This window comes from Micromonospora sp. NPDC050276 (genome assembly GCF_044459545.1).
Taxonomy (GTDB): domain Bacteria; phylum Actinomycetota; class Actinomycetes; order Mycobacteriales; family Micromonosporaceae; genus Micromonospora.
Genome location: NZ_JBITJA010000003.1, coordinates 114,297 through 129,917 on the forward strand (window position 1 = coordinate 114,297; position 15,621 = coordinate 129,917).

At 72.6% G+C, this 15,621-nt stretch carries 13 protein-coding genes and 3 tRNA genes; 9 read left to right on the top strand and 7 right to left on the bottom strand.

Annotation, left to right across the window (positions count from 1 at the left end; translation table 11 throughout):
- Positions 1–34 precede the first annotated feature (34 nt).
- The gene (gene arfB / locus ACIBF8_RS06590) at positions 35–460 is read left to right on the top strand and encodes an alternative ribosome rescue aminoacyl-tRNA hydrolase ArfB (RefSeq protein ID WP_396781363.1); all 426 of its coding nucleotides are present in this window, start codon (positions 35–37) and stop codon (positions 458–460) included.
- Positions 461–541: 81 nt separating this feature from the next.
- Here the strand turns inward: arfB and ACIBF8_RS06595 are convergent, their stop codons facing one another.
- Together ACIBF8_RS06595 and ACIBF8_RS06600 are read right to left on the bottom strand one after the other, a co-directional pair.
- Complete coding sequence (locus tag ACIBF8_RS06595) at positions 542–1,408, bottom strand: 3-methyladenine DNA glycosylase (protein WP_396781364.1); 867 nt, start codon at positions 1,406–1,408, stop codon at positions 542–544.
- 35 nt (positions 1,409–1,443) lie between these two features.
- Entirely contained in the window at positions 1,444–2,886 is a 1,443-nt protein-coding gene (locus tag ACIBF8_RS06600; RefSeq protein WP_396781365.1) for a hypothetical protein, read from the bottom strand.
- A gap of 175 nt (positions 2,887–3,061) precedes the next feature.
- On the opposite strand from ACIBF8_RS06600, the gene ACIBF8_RS06605 reads away from it, so the two are divergent.
- The 4 genes from ACIBF8_RS06605 to ACIBF8_RS06620 all read left to right on the top strand — a co-directional run bounded on the left by ACIBF8_RS06605 (position 3,062) and on the right by ACIBF8_RS06620 (position 4,605).
- Positions 3,062–3,865: a fumarylacetoacetate hydrolase family protein gene (locus ACIBF8_RS06605; RefSeq protein WP_282262034.1), complete on the top strand. Its 804-nt coding sequence runs from the start codon at positions 3,062–3,064 to the stop codon at positions 3,863–3,865.
- Positions 3,866–3,973: 108 nt separating this feature from the next.
- Positions 3,974–4,045: transfer RNA gene (locus ACIBF8_RS06610), tRNA-Gln, on the top strand.
- Between the two features lie 133 nt (positions 4,046–4,178).
- A tRNA-Glu gene (locus ACIBF8_RS06615) sits at positions 4,179–4,251 on the top strand.
- Between the two features lie 281 nt (positions 4,252–4,532).
- A tRNA-Glu gene (locus ACIBF8_RS06620) sits at positions 4,533–4,605 on the top strand.
- A gap of 176 nt (positions 4,606–4,781) precedes the next feature.
- On the opposite strand, the gene ACIBF8_RS06625 is transcribed toward ACIBF8_RS06620, so the two are convergent.
- Positions 4,782–5,468, bottom strand: coding sequence for an IclR family transcriptional regulator (locus tag ACIBF8_RS06625; protein ID WP_007456408.1), 687 nt, complete (start codon positions 5,466–5,468; stop codon positions 4,782–4,784).
- Positions 5,469–5,517: 49 nt separating this feature from the next.
- On the opposite strand from ACIBF8_RS06625, the gene leuC reads away from it, so the two are divergent.
- The 4 genes from leuC (at position 5,518) to ACIBF8_RS06645 (ending at position 10,485) form a co-directional block, all read left to right on the top strand.
- Positions 5,518–6,963 (top strand): 3-isopropylmalate dehydratase large subunit, encoded by a 1,446-nt coding sequence (gene leuC, locus ACIBF8_RS06630; protein ID WP_396781366.1) that lies wholly within the window; start codon positions 5,518–5,520, stop codon positions 6,961–6,963.
- Between the two features lie 14 nt (positions 6,964–6,977).
- A complete protein-coding gene (gene leuD, locus ACIBF8_RS06635; RefSeq protein WP_396781367.1) occupies positions 6,978–7,565 on the top strand; it encodes a 3-isopropylmalate dehydratase small subunit in 588 nt (195 codons plus the stop codon).
- 172 nt (positions 7,566–7,737) lie between these two features.
- Positions 7,738–8,421, top strand: coding sequence for an HU family DNA-binding protein (locus ACIBF8_RS06640; RefSeq protein WP_396781368.1), 684 nt, complete (start codon positions 7,738–7,740; stop codon positions 8,419–8,421).
- 141 nt (positions 8,422–8,562) lie between these two features.
- Positions 8,563–10,485 carry an endonuclease/exonuclease/phosphatase family protein gene (locus ACIBF8_RS06645; RefSeq protein WP_396781369.1) on the top strand — a complete coding sequence of 641 codons (1,923 nt, stop codon included), beginning with the start codon at positions 8,563–8,565 and terminating at the stop codon, positions 10,483–10,485.
- A gap of 64 nt (positions 10,486–10,549) precedes the next feature.
- Here ACIBF8_RS06645 and ACIBF8_RS06650 read toward each other — a convergent pair whose 3' ends face one another.
- The 4 genes from ACIBF8_RS06650 to ACIBF8_RS06665 are packed head-to-tail and all read right to left on the bottom strand — an operon-like array spanning position 10,550 to position 15,573.
- Positions 10,550–11,428, bottom strand: coding sequence for an NUDIX domain-containing protein (locus ACIBF8_RS06650; protein WP_396781370.1), 879 nt, complete (start codon positions 11,426–11,428; stop codon positions 10,550–10,552).
- Positions 11,416–12,936 (bottom strand): CHAD domain-containing protein, encoded by a 1,521-nt coding sequence (locus tag ACIBF8_RS06655; protein WP_396781371.1) that lies wholly within the window; start codon positions 12,934–12,936, stop codon positions 11,416–11,418. Before ACIBF8_RS06655 ends, ACIBF8_RS06650 begins: the two co-directional genes overlap by 13 nt.
- 24 nt (positions 12,937–12,960) lie before the next feature.
- Positions 12,961–15,321 (bottom strand): RNA degradosome polyphosphate kinase, encoded by a 2,361-nt coding sequence (locus tag ACIBF8_RS06660; protein WP_396781372.1) that lies wholly within the window; start codon positions 15,319–15,321, stop codon positions 12,961–12,963.
- A 54-nt stretch (positions 15,322–15,375) separates the two neighbouring features.
- Entirely contained in the window at positions 15,376–15,573 is a 198-nt protein-coding gene (locus ACIBF8_RS06665) for a cold-shock protein (protein ID WP_130408074.1), read from the bottom strand.
- Positions 15,574–15,621 lie beyond the last annotated feature (48 nt).

The window sequence follows — 15,621 nt, forward strand, 5'->3', positions numbered from 1 at the left end:
CTTCCAACGGGTCGTCGCGGGTTAGCCTCAGGGCGTGGACGACGGACTGCGGGTGACCGACCGGTGGGTCATCCCCGCCGGGGAGCTGCGGGAGCGTTTCTCCCGCTCGTCCGGGCCCGGCGGGCAGGGCGTGAACACCGCGGACTCTCGCGTCGAGCTCAGCTACGACCTGGCCAACTCGCCGGGCGTGCCCGACTCGCTGCGGTCGCGGGCGCTGGCCCGGCTGGCCAACCGACTCGTCGACGGGGTGCTGACGATCGCCGCCAGCGAGCACCGGGCCCAGTTGGCCAACCGGGAGGCGGCCCGGGAACGGATGACCGCGCTGCTGCGTGAGGCCGCCGCGCCGCCACCGCCGCCGCGTCGGGCGACCCGCCCGTCCCGTGGGGCCAAGGAACGCCGGCTGGCCGAGAAGAAGCGTCAGTCCCAACGCAAGCGGGACCGCCGCGCCGACGGCGACTAGCCCGACTCAGGCCGGGACGGCGGGACCGAATCAGGCCGGGACGGCGACTAGCCCGACTCAGGCCGGGACGGCGGGACCGAATCAGGCCGGGACGGCGGTGAGCAGTCGGTCGCGCAGCACCGCGGCCCGCTCGGCGAACGCCCGCTGCGCCGCCGCGTACTCCGCCCGGCCTTCCGGAGTTTCCACCCGCACCGGCGGATAGCCCAGCGCCGCCAGGTCGTACGGGCTGGCCCGCATGTCCAGGGTGCGGATGTCCCGGGCCAGGTCGAACGTGTCGGCCACCAGCTCCGAGCAGACCAACGGCGACAACTTGTATGCCCACTTGTACAGATCCATGTTGGCGTGCAGGCAGCCCGGCTGCTCGTTTGCGTGCTGCGTCTCCCGGGTGGGGGTGAGCAGGTTCAACGGACGGGCCGGCGGTGTGAAGAACCGGAACGCGTCGAAGTGGCTGCACCGCACACCCCGCTCCTCGACGACCGCGGCGGTCCGTTCCGGGGTCAGCCGCAGCGGCCATGCGTTGTGCCGCAGCTCGTCCCGGGTCTGCCGGTAGACCATCGCCCACTCGTGCATGCCGAAGCAGCCGAAGTGCGGTGCCCGGTCAGCGGTCGCTGCCAGCAGGGAGCGGACCCAGGCGATCGACTCGCCGCGCCGGCCGCGTACCGCATCGGTGTCGAGGGTGACCCCGGCGGTGGTGGCGCGGTAGTCGCGGCCGAACTCGGCCGGATCGGCGTCGCGCAGCTCGACCCCCGGCCCGGGGTGCCAGCGACGCAGCTGAGCGGGGCGGTGCGAGTAGTAGGTGAACAGGAAGTCGGCCACCGGATGCCGCTCACCGCGTCGTCGCCGGGCCAGGTGCGGGGTCAGCCAGACATCCACCCGCTCCTCGTGGGCCCGCCGGCGGGCCTGCCACTGCGCCACGTCGAGCACGGCGGGGGCGAGAGCGGCGGTCACGCACTCCAGGGTACGACCGCCGCCCTCGACGCCGGTCAGGGCATCTGCACCCGGACCCCGGCGGAGAACACGCCGCTGCGCAGCTCAAGCTGCTGGGGCGGGTCCCGCCCGTCGACGGTGAAGACCAACGGGAGCACCACCCGGGTGCCCGCCGCCATCGGGCCGGCGAAGACATCCCGACCCAGGTTCGCGGCCCGCGTGGCCGACTCGTCGGTGCTCACCCAGCGCCCGCCGGGCAGGTACGCCCGTTGCAGCTCGCTGTGCCAGGGCTGATGGTCGCCGGTGACGTTGCGCACTCCCACCGTGGCCTGGCAGCGCCGACTGTTGGCCGGTGCGGCGCTGCCGCCGGTTGCGATCCCGGCAGTGCCGGGCGCGCCACAGGCCATCCGATAGACGGTGAACTCGAACGCCGACTCGCGCAGCGGCACGCCCACCGGCCCGGTGACCCCGGTGCCCATCCACGCGCCGCTGGTGGGCTGCTTCTGCGTGTCGATCGACGCGACCTGCCGGGTCGCCGTCCACCCCGCGGTGCCGACGACGCCGGCCAGCACCACGACGGCGGCACCCACCAAGGTCCAGACCGGCGGGGTGCGCCGACGCCGCACCGGGCTCGGGGCCGCCGGGCGCGGATAGATCGTTCCGCGGTCGCCGCCCGCCCCGCCGCTGCTGGACAGGGCGGCAGCCGTCACCCGACGCCCACGCCGACGTCGCCAGACCCACACCAGGGCGGCGCTGATCAGCAGCAGGACGGCCAGCCCGGCGAGCAGCACCGGGTAACGGCGCCAGGGCGGCGCCTGGGTCACCTCGGCCGCCGGGGCCGCCGCCGCCTGCCAGGTGGCCGTGGCGCAGTCGTACGGCCGGCTGCCGTCACTGGTGAACGCGCACGTCGGTGCGGTCAGCGGCACCCCTGGTGCGGTCGCGGCGAGCGCGGTACCCAACGTGGTGGTGCTGCGCGCGGGCAGTCGCAACCGCCAGGTCACCTCGGTGGTCGATCCGCCAGCCGGGGTGGACCGGCCGCCGCCGCTGATCGCGGTCGGCGACGATCCGGGCGGCAGTTCCTGACGCACCGTGGTGTCCAGCGGGGCGTTGCTGACGTTGCGCACCTGGATCCGGTACCGCGGCGCCGGACTGCTCTCGGTCGCGACCGCCACGGTGACCTGTTGCGGGGGCGCGGACGCCGGTGCCCGGGAGGGCGGTGCCATCGCCGGTGGCGCCGATGGCGGGGTCGGCTCGGTCACCCGCGCGACCATCGCCACCGGTGGCCGGGTCACCGCTGGGCCGGCTGTCGCCGCTGGTGGTGGCGTGGCGGCCGGTGACAGTGGCGTGTTGCTGGCCGTTGGTCGTGGCGTGGCGGCCGGTGGCCGTGGCGCGGCCGCCGCCTCCGGAGCCGCCGCCGGCAAAGCCGGCACGGCGGCGAGGATGCCGAGGCAGTGCACGAACACTGCGAGGGCTCTGTGGTGTCGTGTCGATGCAGGCATACGAACGAACCTCCGGAGCCGACGCTAGGGGCGAGTCGGTTCCGTGCGGGTACGAAGTCGGGAAGCTCGCCCCGCTCACCTCCCGCTCCGGTAGGGTGCCGCGCCGCTGACGGGTTGGGCACACCCGAAGGCCGGTCCTGGCCGGTTGGGGCGCCGGCGGCGCTAGATTGGCCGGGTGCGTATCGCTCGTTTCGCCCATGCCAAGGGAATGTCGTTCGGTGCCGTCGAAGGCGAACCGGAGGCCGGGCCGCAGGGCCTGACCATCGCCGAGATCGAGGGCCACCCGTTCGGCAAACTCTCCTTCAGTGGGGCCCGGTGGGCCCTCTCCGACGTTCGGCTGCTCTCGCCGATCCTGCCCAGCAAGGTCGTCTGTGTCGGTCGCAACTACGCCGACCACGCCGCCGAACTCGGCAACGACGTGCCGAAGGAGCCGCTGCTCTTCCTGAAGCCGTCCACCTCGGTGATCGGTCCCCGAGATGCCATCCGGCTGCCGATCTTCTCCAAGCAGGTCGAGCACGAGGCGGAGTTGGCGGTCGTGATCGGGGCGCCCGGCGCGCGCCGCGCCGACCGGGCCGCCGCCGAACGCGCCATCTTCGGCTACACCTGCGCCAACGACGTCACCGCTCGGGACCTCCAACGCTCCGACGGGCAGTGGACCCGGGCCAAGGGCTTCGACTCGTTCTGCCCCATCGGCCCGTGGATCACCACCGGCCTGGACGTCTCCGACCTGGAGATCCGGTGTGAGGTGGGCCGCAACCCGGAGGAGATGGAGGTACGCCAACTCGGCCGGACGAAGGACATGGTCTTCGACGTTCCCGGCCTGGTGTCGTACATCTCGCACGTGATGACTCTGTTGCCCGGCGACGTCGTTCTCACCGGCACTCCGGCCGGGGTTAGCCCGCTTGTCGAGGGGGATACGGTCACCGTGCGGATCGACGGCATCGGTGAGCTCACCAACCCGGTGGTTCCCGTCGCCTGATCCGTCAGATGCCCCTGTTTCCGCAGCTCACGGGTGGTTCGGGGGGATCGGATTTGGCCTGCCGGCACCGGGAGGGTAAAGTTCACTCCCGGCGCCGCAAGGGGCCAATGGGGTATGGGGTAATTGGCAGCCCGACTGATTCTGGTTCAGTTAGTCTAGGTTCGAGTCCTGGTACCCCAGCGCTGCTGGAATTCGCAAGAATTTCAGACGCTGGATTCTGACGGAGTTCGACTCCGCCCCTCCGGGGGCGGAGGGTGATCTCTGGTAGAGTGCAGCTCCTCCGCCGCTAAGGTGGGGGAGCGAAAGTTGTTCTGGCCCCGTCGTCTAGCGGCCCAGGACGCCGCCCTCTCAAGGCGGTAGCGCCGGTTCGAATCCGGTCGGGGCTACATCGTGCACAGCCCGTCTCACCTCGTGGGGCGGGCTGTTTCGTGTCCGCCGCCGGCCTGTTCCCGGCCGCTGCCGGGCCTGTCCCGGTCCGCTCCCGGCGTGTTTAGGTCCGCTGCCGGGCCTGTTTCGGTCTGCTGCCAGGCGGGCCGCGGTCCGCTGCCCGGCGTGTTTGGTCCGCCGCCCGGCGCACGCGCGACGCCGCACCCCGCGCTCGCGCCCGGGTACGGTGCCGCTAGACTACCTTCGCACCGCCCGCGAGGGTGGTGAACGTAAAAGTTCTGGCCCCGTCGTCTAGCGGCCCAGGACGCCGCCCTCTCAAGGCGGTAGCGCCGGTTCGAATCCGGTCGGGGCTACAACCAAAGGCTCATCTCGCCCAGCGAGATGAGCCTTTCTCGTACCCCCACCCGTCCCCCAGCGCCCTCCCGCGCCCCGCGTTGATCATGAAGTTATTACCATCGACCTCGGCGTGTCGTGACAATAACTTCATGATCAACGCGGGAAGGGGTGGGGCGGGGGCAGGGGGTGGGAGTTAGAGGCCGGATAGGCGTTGGCCGGCTCTTACTACGGCCATGGCGTGGCGTTCGCCGGGGCGGCGGCCCAGGCGCTCGATCGGGCCGGAGATGCTGACCGAGGCGATCACCCGGCCGGTGCGGTCGCGGATCGGGGCGGAGACGCTCGCCACACCGGCCTCCCGTTCGGCGACGCTCTGCGCCCAGCCGCGACGGCGTACCTCGGCGAGGGTGCGGCCGGTGAACTTGCTGCGCGGCAGCAGCGGCATCACCGCCTCCGGCGGCTCCCAGGCGAGCAGGATCTGCGCTGCGGAGCCGGCCGTCATCGGCAGCACGGAGCCGACCGGAACGGTGTCCCGCAGACCGCTGGCGCGTTCCGCCGCGGCCACGCAGATCCGCTCGTCGGCGCGGCGCAGGTAGAGCTGCGCGCTCTCGCCGGTGGCGTCGCGCAACGCGGCCAGCAGCGGCTCGGCGGCGGTCAGCAGCACGTCCGGTGCGGCGTTGGCCAGCTCGCCCAGTCGGGGGCCCGGTCGCCATCTGCCCTGTGTGTCGCGCACCAGCATCCGGTGGATCTCCAGGGCCTGGGCCAGCCGATGTGCGGTGGCTCGGGGCAGCTTGGTGCGTTCAACGAGTTCGGCCAGGCTGGCGCCGTCGACGCAGGCGGCCAGGATGACCACCGCCTTGTCGAGAACGCCGACACCGCTCATACTGTGTCCCACAAGCCGAAACTTACCTCCCAGAATTTAGGATGTCCAGATGGTGGGAGTCACTCCTGAGCCGAGGACCTTGGCCGAGAAGGTCTGGGACGCGCACGTCGTACGGTCCGCCGCTGGTGAGCCGGACCTGCTCTTCATCGACCTGCACTTGCTGCACGAGGTGACCAGCCCGCAGGCGTTCGACGGGCTGCGGCTCGCCGGGCGCCGGGTGCGTCGTACCGACCTGACCCTCGCGACCGAGGACCACAACACCCCGACCGGGTACGCCGACCCGGCGTTCCGCCTCCGCCGTGGTGACCTGCTCACCATCGCGGACCCCACGTCGCGTACGCAGATCGAGACGTTGCGCCGCAACTGCGCCGAGTTCGGGGTGCGGTTGCACCCGCTCGGCGACGACAACCAGGGCATCGTGCACGTGATCGGCCCGCAGCTCGGCCTCACCCAGCCGGGCCTGACGATCGTCTGCGGCGACTCGCACACCGCCACCCACGGCGCGTTCGGCGCGCTCGCCTTCGGCATCGGCACCAGCGAGGTGGAGCACGTGCTGGCCACCCAGACGCTGCCGCAGAGCCGGCCGAAGACGATGGCCGTGAACGTCACCGGCTGCCTCGCGCCCGGCGTGACCGCCAAGGACCTGGTGCTCGCGCTGATCACCCAGGTCGGCACGGGCGGGGGCCGCGGGCACATCGTCGAGTACCGCGGCGAGGCGATCCGGGCCCTCTCCATGGAGGGCCGGATGACCATCGCCAACATGTCCATCGAGTGGGGCGCCAAGGCCGGCATGATCGCGCCGGACGAGACCACCTTCGCGTACCTCAAGGGTCGACCGAACGCGCCGCAGGGCGCGGACTGGGACGCGGCGGTGGCGTGGTGGCGGACGCTGCCCACCGACGAGGGCGCGCGCTTCGACGCCGAGGTGACCCTGGACGCCAGCCAGATCACCCCGTTCGTCACCTGGGGCACCAACCCCGGCCAGGGGGCGCCGTTGAGCGCGCCGGTGCCGGACCCGGAGGAGTTCACCACCGACTCGGAGCGCACCGCCGCCCGCCGGGCCCTGGAGTACATGGACCTGCGCCCCGGCACCCCGCTGCGGGAGCTGCCGATCGACGTGGTCTTCGTGGGGTCCTGCACCAACGGGCGGCTGGAGGACCTGCGGGCGGCCGCCGACGTGCTGCGTGGCCACAAGGTCGCCGACGGCGTCCGGATGCTCGTGGTGCCCGGTTCCGCCGCCGTGCGTGAGGCCGCCGAGGCCGAGGGGCTGGACAAGGTCTTCGCCGACGCCGGGGCCGAGTGGCGGTTCGCCGGTTGCTCCATGTGTCTGGGCATGAACCCCGACACGCTGAAGCCGGGCGAGCGCTCCGCCTCCACCTCGAACCGCAACTTCGAGGGCCGCCAGGGCCGGGGTGGGCGTACCCACCTGGTCTCCCCGCCGGTGGCCGCCGCCACCGCCGTGGTCGGCCGGCTGGCCGCCCCCGCCGACCTGTAGAAGGGACCGAGGAGATGGACAAGTTCACCACCCACACCGGCACCGCCGTGCCGCTGCGTCGGTCCAACGTGGATACCGATCAGATCATCCCCGCCGTGTACCTCAAGCGGGTGACCCGGACGGGCTTCGCCGACGGGTTGTTCAGCGCCTGGCGGGAAGATCCGGCATTCGTGCTCAACGATGAAAGCTATTCTGGGGCGTCGATCCTCATCGCCGGCCCGGAGTTCGGCACCGGCTCTTCCCGGGAGCACGCGGTCTGGGCGCTACGGGACTGGGGCTTCCGCGCGGTGGTGGCTCCGCGCTTCGGTGACATCTTCCGGGGCAACGCCCTAAAGGAAGGTCTGTTGCCGGTCGAGTTGGAATTGAAAGCCGTCGAAGAGTTGTGGGACCTGGTCGAGTCGGATCCGACTGCCCCGGTGACCGTCGACCTGACCGCCCGTCAGCTCCGGGCGGGGGACGCGAGCTGGTCGTTCCCGCTGGACGACTTCAGCCGTTGGCGCCTGCTGGAGGGCCTCGACGACATTGGACTCACCCTCCGGCACGCCGCCGACATCGACTCCTACGAGGCGCGCCGACTGCCGTTCCTGCCCTCCGTGGCATAGCCGTTAGGCCGCTCGCACAGCGGATTTCACCCCCACCGGCCTGACCGGTGGGGGTGAATCCGTTACGACACAAGGGCTTTTTTCTACCGAATGTTTGTGTCCCGGCAGCACAGGGCATACCGTGCGCGCAGAATGGCTCGCGACGAGTCAGTTGCACAATCGGGAGGAAGTCGTGAACAAGGCCGAGCTCATCGAGGCGCTCGCCGTTCGCCTGGGGGACCGGAAGATGGCGACGGCCGCGCTCGACGCGGTCCTCACCGAGGTCCAGGCGGCGGTCACCAAGGGCGAGAAGGTGGCGATCACCGGATTCGGAGCATTCGAAAAGCGTGTGCGTGGCGCGCGAACAGCGCGCAACCCGCGTACCGGCGAGGCGGTGAAGGTCAAGAAGACGTCAGTCCCGACCTTCCGCCCCGGCGCCGGGTTCAAGGAGATGGTGGCCAGCGGCAAGGTGCCGAAGGCCACGGTGGCGACGAAGAAGACCGCCACCAGCACCGCCACGGCCAAGGCGGCGGGCGCCAAGGCGACCGGCACGAAGGCGGCCAGCGCCAAGGCGACGGGCACCAAGGCGACCACGGCAAAGGCGGCCAGTAAGAAGACCGCCCCGGCCAAGGCGAGCAAGACCGCCACGGCGACCAAGACGGCCGCCAGCAAGAAGACCGCCCCGGCCAAGGCGAGCAAGAGCACCACGGCGACCAAGACGGCCGCCAGCAAGAAGGCCACCGCGGCGAAGAAGACCACCGCGGCGACCCGGTCGACCGCGGCGAAGAAGACCACCGCGGCGGCGAGCAAGAGCACGGCGGCCAAGAAGGCGCCGGCGAAGAAGGCTCCGGCCAAGAAGGCGGCCAGCAAGCGCTGACCGGCCTGCTCCGAAAGGGCGTCCACCTACGGGTGGACGCCCTTTCGGCGTATCGCAGACCGTTGACCCGGTTGGCCCGCTCGCGCAGAATCGCCGTGCCGGCCCCCCTCCGCCGGCCCGTCGACGGGAAATGGGGCGCCGGTGCGCTACCGACAGCTCACCACCGGAACGCTCGCGCTGGGCGTACTCCTCCTCATCGACGTGCTGAGGGTCTGGCTGCCCGGCATCATCACCATCTTCGGTCAGGCGGCGTCCACCCCGGCCGAGCTGATGGGCGCGTTCGCCCTCGGCTGGTTCGTGCTCGCGCTCGGCGCACCCGCGGTGGTCCGCCGGATCGGAGCCCGCCCGGTCACGGTCGCCGCCGCTGCCGCGCTCGCCGTCGCCCGGCTCGTGCTCACCGCCGCTCCCGGTGGGCGTACGCAGCTCTGGGTGGCCACCGCCGGGTTGCTCGCCGGGCTGGTCTGGCTGGTCGGCGTCGCCGCCGACACCGATCGGCCGGTCCCGGGGCTGGCGCTGGGATTCGCGGTCAACGCGGCCCTGCACGCGGTGCTGGACACCGTCGACCTGGTCTGGCGGGGCGACTGGGTGGCCTGGCTGCTCAGTGTCGTGGCGGTGGTGCTGTTCCTGGTCGGTACGGCGCGACCCGGCCGGCGAGACACCGGTGACGTCCCTGCCGGCCCTGCTGGCGGTCGGGCCTGGCTGCTGGCCGGGCCCGCGCTGTTGCTGGCCGGCATGGTGGCGCTCTCCCCGGCGCTGGCCCAGACCGGGATGTCGTACCTGGTGGCCCGGGACGGTGTGGCTCGTTCGCCGTTGTTCGGCCTGGCACCGGTGCCGGTGGCGGTCGCCGGGTTCCTGTGCACCGCGTTGACCAGGCCGCCCCGACGACGGTGGGGGCGGGCCTACGGCCCGGTGGCGCTGCTGGCCGGCGCGGTGCTGTTCGCCCTCGACCGGGGCGACCTGCTCCTGCCGGCCGTCCTCCTCGCCGCGGTGGGCCTCGGCGCCTGCCTCGCCCTGACCGACGACGCCAGCCACCCGGACCGCGACACCGCGAGCCCCAGCACCGCTGGCGGCGCCAGCGCCTCCCGCCGGGGGTACGCGGTCGCCACCGGCCTGCTCGTCTTCGCACTGGGGGCGGTCGGGTACTACTCGGCCTACGACCTCGGCTACCCCAACGCGGCGGTGCCGGTGGTGGTGGCCGTGCTGATCGCCGTGGTGGCGTTCGCCGCGCGTCCCGTCGTCGACCGGCCTCCCGGGCCGGTTCCGCCGCTGCGAGCCGCCGCCGCGGTCACCGCGCTGGCTCTGCTGGCACCGGTGCTCGCCGACGAGGTGCCGGTGGCCAGCAACCGGGACGGCCCGCCGGAGCGGTTGACCGTGGTGGCGTACAACATCCGGATGGGCTTCGGGCTGGACGGCCGGTTCGACCTGGCCGGCCTCGCCGAGGTCGTCGACCGGCAACGGCCCGACGTGGTGCTGCTCAGCGAGGTGGACCGGGCCTGGCTGCTCAACGGCGGGCACGACACCCTGGACCTGCTGGCCGACCGGCTCGGCATGCCGTACGCCTTCGGGCCGGCCGCCGACCCCGTCTGGGGTGACGCGGTGCTCAGCCGCTGGCCGATGCGCGATGCGCGGACGCTGCCGCTGGCCGCCGTCGGTGCGCCCACCGGAGCGCAGGCCCTCGCCGTCACGCTGGACCTCGGCGACGGTGTCGATACCGCCGTGGTCAGCACCCATCTGCAACCGCCGCCCGGCACGGGCCCGGTGGTCCAGGCCCGTGCGGTCGCCGACTTCGCCACCCGATACGCGGCCGGTCGGCCCCTGGTGGTGGCGGGTGACCTGAACACCGAGCCGGGCGACGAGGCGTTCGCGCAGTTCACCACCGCCGGCCTGGTCGACGCGTTGGCCGCCGCCCGGCCGTTGGCGACCAGCCCGGCGGACGACCCGCGCCAGCAGATCGACCACATCTTCGTCTCGCCCGGTCTGACCCCCGGCGACCCGGTCGCGCCGCGCAGCACGGCCAGCGACCACCTGCCGGTAGCGGTGACCCTGACCCTGCCGCCGGGCTGACGGAAGGCCCGGACTCGGACGGCGGCGGTCCCGGCGCGGGCCGGCCAGCACTTCCGAAACACGCCTACAGGCGGTCGGCGGCCAGCAGCCCGTCGGCGGTGAAGGCGAGCAGCCAACCGCCGCCCTTCGGAGTGGTGTAGTCCTCGTCGGTGCGGCCGGTCAACCGTTCCAGGGCGCCCGGCAGCACCTTGCCCTGGCTGCACACCGCCGCCTGCCCGCCGGTGCCGGCCAAGGCCAGCAACCGGGCGGCGGTGGCCAGGATCTGCTCGTCGCTCTGCTGGCCGGGCTGTGGCTCGTCCAGGTCGCCGCAGACCTCGATCGGCAGGTCGAGCAACGTGGCCACCGGGTCGAGTGTCTGCACGCAGCGTCGCGCCGACGCCGAGACCAGTCGGGCCGGGCGGATCAGGGCGATCAGCGCCGCCAACGCGCTCGCCTGGGCCCACCCCTCGGCATCCAGGGGTCGACCGACGTCCGGGCCGGACCAGGTGGCCCGCTTGCCGGCGTGCGCGTGCCGAACCAGCGCGACCGTGGCCGTCACCGGCGGCAGCGCGGCGAACGCCGCCAACACCTCGGCGTCGTGCGGGTAGCTGACCAACCGGATCGCGTCGTCCACCGTGAGCCAGCGGATGTCGTCCACCTCCGTGCCCGGTTGGAAACCGCCGCTGGCCACCGCGAGCATCGACCAGTAGTCGACCAGCTTGGGCTGCCCCTCGCTGCGATACCGCACCGAGGGCAGCCGAACCTGCGGTACGCCCCGCACGTCGGCCTCCTCGGCCACCTCGCGGACCGCCGCGGCCAGCGCATGTTCGCCCGGTTCCAGCTTGCCCTTCGGCAACGTCCAGTCGCCGTAGCGGGGGCGGTGCACCACGCAGACGCGTACGCCCTCGGCGGTCGGCCGCCAGGCCACCCCGCCGGCCGCCCGGATGCCGGTCACGGCAGCCAACTGGTCCGCCGTCGCCGGGTGGCCCGGTGCCAGGCGGCCGGAAAGAGAGCCCGCATCCGGCGTACCGACAGGCGTTCCCGTTCGGCCAGCCGCCCGGCGGTGACCGCCAACTCGTGGTCGTCCGGCCGCTCGGCGGCGATCTCCAGCCAGGTGTCCGCCGCCACCGCCGCATCCTGGTGCTCGCCGAGCACGTCCTGCACCTTGGCGAGGGCGCGGGACAGCCGGCGTGCGCCCTTGCCCACCGTCGGGGCCACCGCGTTGACCGCGTACCGGGCCTGCTTGCCCTCCTTGCGGATGGCGTGCCAACGATCGTCCGGCGACTGCGCGTCGAGCCCGTCCACGCCGTCCGGCCCGGTCAGCCGCCCCCAGGGCCGTGCCACCAATGCGGGCAGCGCCTCCGCCGCCGGGGCGGACGCCCGGCGGGTGAGCCGGGGCGCGCGGGCGGCCAGCATCAGGGCGTCCACCAGGGCCAGGTAGCGCGCGGAACGCAGTGCCTCGTCGATCGCGGTCAGCGCCTGTCGCTGGCGTTTGGCGAGCACCTCGTCCAGCCGGTCCACCGCGCCCTGGTCGAGCGGGCTGAGCGGATCGGCGTCGGCGGTGCGGCGCAGCCGCGCGCGCAGCACCTCGGCGTCGCGGGCCGCGCCGAGGACACCGGCCAACCAACGCAGCTCGGTGCGCAGCGGACCGGCCCAGGTCTTGCGGACCAACGGTTTGAAGGTGCGCAGATCACTGCGCAGGCGTCGACAGGCCACCCGCATCTGGTGCACTGCGGTGTCGCCACCGGCGGCCGGGGCGCGCAGCCGGACCAGCGGGTCGTGCGCCAGCAGCCGGCGGATCTCCTTGCGGACCGCCTCGGTCACCACGTCACCGGCGGTCGGCTCGGCGGTCAGCCCGGCCGGCGCGACCAGGTCAGGATCGGCCTGCGCCGCCGCGCCCAGCGCCCGTACGTGCTTCGGGGTGAACGCCCCGCCCTGGGCGCCAGCCTCGCGCAGCACCGTGCCGACCCGGTCGAGCAGCTCGCGGTCGCCGGCCTTCAGCTCCACCTCCACCTCGCGGAACGTGTCGGTGGTGGTGCCGGCGTCGTCGAGGATGGTCACCCGGTCGTCCACCACCTCGGCGAGGACAGTGCCGGCCCGGTCACACACCTCGTACGCGTGCCGGACCGTCCGGACCACCGTCACCGGGGCCAGCGGCGCCCCCCGGTGCAGGACGGTGACCAACTCCACCAGTTCCGGAGGCGGCTGCCCCTTCGGGCCGGCACGGGAGATCTCGTGCCGGACGCCCGGCGTCCCGGTCGGTAGTTTCACCGTCCAGGGCAGCTCGTCGCCCCGGCGGTGGCGCAGCGAGGCCCCGGCCCGGGCCAGCCGCAGGTCGACCGTGTCGAGGTAGCGGGCGACCAGCGTCACCGGCGGCAGTGCCCGGACCCGACCCCCGGCCGGGGCCGTGCCGGCCAGATCCGGTAGCACGTAGGCATCGTCCACCTCGTACTTCTGCTCCTCCTCGACCATCAGCTCAGCCTATGCGCTGCGCGGTCAGCCGGCCGTGCCACCGACGCGGCGCAGCAACAGTTCCTGCAGATGGGCCCGAGCGGCGTCGTCACCGCTGGTACGCCGGATCCAGGTGCCGTCGCCGGCCAGCTCGAACGCGTCCACGTCCGGGCTCATCGCGGCGGTCAGCACGTGGTCCAGCTCGGCGCGGGCGATCGGGTCGCTCACCTGCACCAGGGCCTCCACCCGACGGTCGAGGTTGCGGTGCATGAGGTCGGCCGAGCCCATCCAGAACTCGGCCTCGCCGTTGTTGCCGAACCGGAAGACCCGGGAGTGCTCCAGGAACCGGCCGAGGATCGAGCGGACCCGAATGTTCTCCGACAAACCGGGGACCCCGGGACGCAGCGTGCACATGCCCCGGATGAGCAGGTCGACGTGTACGCCGGCCTGCGAGGCGCGGTACAGCGCGTCGGTCACCCCCTCGTCGACCAGCGAGTTGACCTTGAACTGGACCAGGCCGGGCATGCCCAGCCGGACGTGCGAGATCTCCCGTTCGATCCGCTCGATGAGGCCGCTGCGGATGCCCTGCGGGGCCACCAGCAACCGCCGGTACGCGGTCTGCCGGCTGTACCCGGTGAGCACGTTGAACAGGTCGGTGAGGTCCGCGCCGATCTCCGGGTCGGCGGTGAGCATCCCGAAGTCCTCGTACAGGCGGGCCGTCTTCGGGTGGTAGTTGCCCGTGCCGATGTGGCAGTAGCGGCGGATCTGGTTGCCCTCCTGCCGGACCACCAGCGCGGTCTTGCAGTGCGTCTTCAGACCGACCAGGCCGTACACCACGTGGCAACCGGCACGTTCCAGCGTGCGCGCCCAGCCGATGTTGGCCACCTCGTCGAAGCGGGCCTTCACCTCCACCAGCACCACCACCTGCTTGCCGGCGGCGGCCGCGTCGACCAGCGCGTCGACGATCGGGGAGTCGCCGCTGGTCCGGTAGAGGGTCTGCTTGATGGCCAGCACGTTCGGGTCGGCGGCGGCCTGCTCGATGAAGCGCTGCACGCTGGTGGCGAACGAGTGGTACGGGTGGTGCACCAGGATGTCGCCGTCGCGCAGGGTGGAGAAGACGCTGCGTGGCACCTCACCCTCGGCGAGCCGGGGATGGGTGGCCGGCACGAACGGCGGGTCCTTGAGGTCCGGTCGGTCGGCCTCGCCGTAGACCTGCCACAGCGCGGACAGGTCGAGCAGGCCCGGCACCCGCAGCACGTCCTGGTCGTCCATGTCCAGCTCGCGGACGAGCAACTCCAGCATGTGGTCGGAGATCGACGCGGCCACCTCCAGCCGGACCGGCGGGCCGAACCGCCGCCGGGCCAGTTCTCGTTCCAGGGCCTGCAGCAGGTCCTCGTCGCGGTCCTCGTCGACCTCCACCTCGGCGTTGCGGGTGACCCGGAACAGGTGGCACTCGACCACCTGCATGCCACTGAACAGCTGCCCCAGGTGCACCGAGATCAGGTCCTCCACCGGCAGCATCCGGACGCCCGGCTGGTCCCGGTCCACCCGGACGAAGCGGGGGACGTTGTTGGGCACCTTCACCCGGGCGAACAGCTCCGAACCGCCGTCGGGGTCACGAACCGCCACCGCCAGGTTCAGCGACCGCCCCGAGATGTACGGGAACGGGTGCGCCGGGTCCACCGCGAGCGGGGTCAGCACCGGGAAGATGTGCTCCCGGAAGTAGGTGCGCAGGCGCTCCCGCTCGGGGTCGCCCAGCTCGCCCCAGCGCAGGATGCGGATGCTCTCTTCGGCGAGCTTGGGCAGCACGTCGTCGACGAAACAGGCGGCGTGCCGGGCGACCAGCGCGGCGGTCCGCTCGGCGATCAGCTCCAACTGCGTCCGCAGGGGCAGCCGATCCCCGCCGCGAACCGGCAGGCCGGCGGAGAGCCGCCGCTTCAGCCCGGCGATGCGCACCATGTAGAACTCGTCGAGATTGCTCGCGAAGATGGCCAGGAACTTGGCCCGCTCCAGCAGCGGGGTGCGCTGGTCCTCGGCCAGGGTGAGCACCCGGGCGTTGAAGTCGAGCCAGGACAGCTCCCGGTTGAGGAACCGGTCCTCCGGCAGCGGTGCGGCCGCCGGGGGCTCGTCGTCCCCGTCTCCGGGACCGGTGGGCAGGTCGTCGGGCAGAACCGGGTGGACGTCACCGGCGGCCGGTCCGTCCGCCTCGATCCTCGGCGCGGGGTCGATCACCTCGTCCAGCCCGGAGGAGGCAGCCCCGGGATCGTCGGCGAGGGTGTCGGCGCGGGAGGCGCCGGCGCGTTCGGCGCGGGACGGGCGGAAGCGCCCGTCGGTGCCGCGCGCGCGGGAGCCGTTGCGGAGGTTGGTGGCGGGCGGATGGGCCGGTTGCTCGCGAGGGGTGCTCACCCGCTCATAATCACCCGATTACGGTAAACGCAAAATGAACTTGGGCTCGCCGGGTCAGATCATCGTCGGCAATGTCACCCGGACGACCTCGCCGTCGGGATCGGTGTCGATGCGAACCCGCTGGCCGAGCCGGAGAAGCCGCAGCCCGGAGGCGTCAAAGGCCCGGGCGGGGAAGCGCATCTCGGTGCCGTCGTCGAGCAGCAGGACACCGCTGCGCGTCGCCGCGTCAAAGCTGGCCACCGTGCCCTGCATGCTGGCACCGTACACCCGGGGCCTCAACCTGCGGAGCGAGCCGGCGAC

What these genes read in the sequence shown, in the direction of transcription:
- ACIBF8_RS06600 (WP_396781365.1), bottom strand. Translation starts at nt 2,886, where the DNA reads ATGCCTGCATCGACACGACACCACAGAGCCCTCGCAGTGTTCGTGCAC.
- ACIBF8_RS06625 (WP_007456408.1), bottom strand. Translation starts at nt 5,468, where the DNA reads ATGAGCGGTGTCGGCGTTCTCGACAAGGCGGTGGTCATCCTGGCCGCC.
- leuC (WP_396781366.1), top strand. Translation starts at nt 5,518, where the DNA reads ATGGTGGGAGTCACTCCTGAGCCGAGGACCTTGGCCGAGAAGGTCTGG.
- leuD (WP_396781367.1), top strand. Translation starts at nt 6,978, where the DNA reads ATGGACAAGTTCACCACCCACACCGGCACCGCCGTGCCGCTGCGTCGG.
- ACIBF8_RS06655 (WP_396781371.1), bottom strand. Translation starts at nt 12,936, where the DNA reads ATGGTCGAGGAGGAGCAGAAGTACGAGGTGGACGATGCCTACGTGCTA.
- ACIBF8_RS06665 (WP_130408074.1), bottom strand. Translation starts at nt 15,573, where the DNA reads ATGCAGGGCACGGTGGCCAGCTTTGACGCGGCGACGCGCAGCGGTGTC.